Below are 2,800 nucleotides of genomic sequence, written 5' to 3'. Positions count from 1 at the left end.
ACCCGGCCGCGTCCCCGCGGTCGGTGGTGCCGGGCTGTGCCTCCGTCGCTTCCGTCGCTGCCCACGGGGAGGACCATAGGGGGCACCGGGTGCCGGGCGCTTCCTCCCCAGGTAGGTCATCCTCACGCACGATACGCGCGCCGGCACGGTCGGTGACGTCTCCGGCCCGGGAGCCTCCGGGTTCGTCAGCCGCCGGGGTACGGGGCGGGCGGCGGCAGCACCACGGTGACGCGGAGCCCGCCGGTGGGGCGCGGGGTGAGGGTGAGGGTGCCGTCGTGTGCGTGGGTGAGGGTCTCGACGATGGCCAGGCCGAGGCCGACGCCGGCGCGGTCGGAGTGGACGCGTTCGGTGCCGCGCTGGAACGGTTCGGTGAGCGTCGGGGCCAGCTCCGGGGAGATCAGCTCGCCGGTGTTCTCGACGGTGAGTACTGCACCGGTGTGGTGGACGCGGGTGCTCACCCGGACGCTTCCCCGTTCCGGCAGGTTGTGGACGATCGCGTTGTGCACGAGGTTCGTGGTCAGTTGCAGCAGCAGCGCCGGCGACCCGAGGGCCGGGGCGATGTCACCGGAGGTCTCGATGGTGACACCGCGCTTCTCGGCGAGCGGGAGCAGCACCTCGGTGGCCTCTTCCGCGAGGAGGGAGAGGTCGACGTGCTCTCGCGTGAACGACCGCTGTTCCGCGCGGCTGAGTACGAGCAGCGCCTCGGTGAGGTCGATCGCGCGGGTGTTGACGGTGCTCAGCCGGTCGACGAGTTTGCCGGGCTCGTGCGTCGGGTCGTTGCGGGCCACGTCGAGGAGCGACTTCGAGATCGCGAGCGGGGTGCGCAGCTCGTGCGAGGCGTTGGCCGCGAATCTCCGCTGCTCGGCGACGTGGGCTTCGAGCCGGGTGAGCATCGTGTCGAAGGCGTCGGCGAGTTCGCGGAACTCGTCGCTGCGGCCCGGCAGCCGGATCCGGTGGGAGAGCGATCCGTTCGTGGCCATGCGGGTGGCGTCGGTGATGCGGGTGAGGGGGGCGAGCATGCGGCCGGCGAGGATCCACCCGCCCAGCAGGCCGAACCCCAGGAGGAACAGCATGACCGCGGCAGCGGTGGGGGCGAAGCCGCGTACGAAGGCGGTGCCCGGGGTCGCTCTCCACGCCCCCTCCTCATTGGTCTGCAACCATCCCTCCCGCATGAGGAACAGTCCGATGGCGGCGAGCAGCAGGGCGCCCGCGAGCATGAGGAAGCCGGCGTAGCTGAGGGTGAGTTTGACGCGAACGCTCAGGCCGGGCCGCCTAGTCACGGCCGTGCCCCTCACGCCCGGTGCCGGGTGCCGCAGGGGCTGCCACCGGACCGGGCCGCCCCTCGGCGATCAGAACGCGCATGGGACTCATGCTAGGAGTCGGTACATATCGTCCAGGTATCGAAAACCGCCCACTCGCCCGCTACCCGTCGGTAGCATGTCGTCGGCGTATCGAAAACCCCATACGCGCCGGCAACACCGCGCTGTCTTGACTGGACGCATGTCCTACAGCGAACCGGGCCGAACCGCGCATCGACAGGAGCCGGGGGCCCCGGGCGCGAGCCTGGCCGTCCGGCCGATCACCCCCGCCGAGCACCTGGCGTTCGTGCGGCGGCAGCGGTCGGTCAGCTTCCTGCAGACCCCGGCGTGGGGCCGCGTCAAGACGGAGTGGCGCAGCGAGTCCCTCGGCTGGTACGACGGCCGCGAGCTGGTCGGCGCCGGGCTCGTCCTGCACCGCCCCGTGCCGCGGCTCGACCGCTTCACGCTGGCCTACCTGCCCGAGGGCCCCGCCGTCGACTGGTCCGGCGACGTCGACGCGTGGCTCGACCCGCTGGCCGCCCGGCTCAAGGCGCACGGCGCGTTCGCGATCCGGCTCGGCCCTCCGGTGCGTACGAGCACCTGGAACGCGGACCAGGTCAAGGAGGGCGTCGCCGACCCGGGCACCGGGCGGCTCACGGAGCTGTCGGGGCACTGGGCCGACCCGGTGGGCACCCACGTGACCGGCCGGCTCCGGGACGCCGGCTGGCTGCCGCAGAGCCCCGAGGACGGCTTCGGGACCGGGCACCCGCAGTTCAAGTTCGAGATACCGCTGGCCGGCAGGACCGAGGACGACGTGCTCACGGGCATGAACCAGCAGTGGCGCCGCAACATCAAGAAGGCGGCCAGGGCGGGTGTCGAGGTCGCGGTCGGCGAGGGGTCGGCGGATCTTGCGGCGTTCCACGCCCTGTACGCCCACACCGCCGAGCGCGACCGCTTCACACCGCGGCCGCTGCGCTACTTCGAGACCATGTTCGCGGCGCTGAGCGCCGAGGATCCCGAGCGCATCAGGCTCTACCTGGCCCGGCACGAGGGCGACCTGGTCGCCGCCGCGGTCCTGGTCCGCGTAGGAGCCCACGCGGTGTACGCCTACGGCGCCTCCTCCACCGGCAAGCGCGAGGTGCGCGGCTCCAACGCCTGCCAGTGGGCGATGATCCGCGACTCCCTGGCGGCCGGCTGCGACGTCTACGACCTGCGCGGCATCACCCCCACCCTGGACGCGGACGACCCGCACGTCGGGCTCATCACGTTCAAGGCCGGCACCGGCGGTCAGGCCGTGCGGTACGTCGGCGAGTGGGATCTGCCGCTGCGGCCGGTGGTCTACCGGGCCTTCGGCCTCTACCTGAAGCGGCGCGAGTCCGTCAGGCGGCGGGGGCGGACTTGAGCCGCGGGGCCCCGGCCCAGGGCCGGGTGCGGCCCGCCCCCTGCCTTGACGCGGTCGCCCGGAGGACGGCAAGCGGCTCAGCGGCAAGGAGAGCGCGAAG

General features: G+C 72.7%; 2 protein-coding genes. One reads left to right on the top strand and one right to left on the bottom strand.

Translation table 11 applies throughout. The features are described 5' to 3' along the window. Positions 1–185 precede the first annotated feature (185 nt). Positions 186–1,280 carry a sensor histidine kinase gene (locus H5J30_RS25605; RefSeq protein WP_181789711.1) on the bottom strand — a complete coding sequence of 365 codons (1,095 nt, stop codon included), beginning with the start codon at positions 1,278–1,280 and terminating at the stop codon, positions 186–188. Positions 1,281–1,500: 220 nt separating this feature from the next. Between H5J30_RS25605 and H5J30_RS25600 the strand changes: the two genes are divergently transcribed. Beyond that, on the top strand, positions 1,501–2,700 hold the full coding sequence (locus tag H5J30_RS25600; protein ID WP_181789710.1) for a lipid II:glycine glycyltransferase FemX: 1,200 nt from the start codon (positions 1,501–1,503) through the stop codon (positions 2,698–2,700). The last annotated feature ends 100 nt before the right edge of the window (positions 2,701–2,800 follow it).

Origin of the sequence: Streptomyces phytophilus (assembly GCF_013870535.1) — a bacterium.
Classification (GTDB): Bacteria; Actinomycetota; Actinomycetes; order Streptomycetales; family Streptomycetaceae; genus Streptomyces; species Streptomyces phytophilus.
This window is presented reverse-complemented; position numbering and strand designations above follow the sequence as displayed.

Bases quoted from the DNA above. Each gene is read 5' to 3' on its own strand.
- H5J30_RS25600 (WP_181789710.1), top strand. From the start codon at position 1,501: ATGTCCTACAGCGAACCGGGCCGAACCGCGCATCGACAGGAGCCGGGG.